We start from the raw sequence: 365 nt of genomic DNA on the forward strand, positions 1-365 counted from the left end.
TTCTCCTGGCTGTAGCTGGCCCCGTCCAGCACCACCACCTCCCCCAGTTCCAGGCCCTGGCGGTAGCGCGCCAGCAGGGGAACCAAGGCCTCCTGATCCGACTGGTTCCCATCCCCAGGAGCGAAGAGCAGGGGAATCCCCCCGGTATCGGCGCAGATCAGGTTCATCACCCACTGCTTGAGGTCTGGGCGGTGGTCCCGGCTGTAGCCGTGGGTGAGGCGGATGACCAGGGGCTCGTCCCCCGTATCGGTCTGGCCCTCTTCCCCGCTCCCGTACACCCCGTGGACGTGAAAGCTGGTGGAGTCCACGTGAAGAGCCCGCACGGGAAAGGGAAAGGCTCTGCGGGCAGATTTAGCCACCTCCAC

At 66.0% G+C, this 365-nt stretch carries 1 pseudogene; it reads right to left on the reverse strand.

From position 1 onward, the window contains the following. Window positions 1-365 (reverse strand): annotated as a pseudogene (locus L0D17_RS14080) (IS1634 family transposase); the annotation flags it as partial.

The organism is Thermus thalpophilus, from assembly GCF_022760915.1.
Taxonomy (GTDB): domain Bacteria; phylum Deinococcota; class Deinococci; order Deinococcales; family Thermaceae; genus Thermus; species Thermus thalpophilus.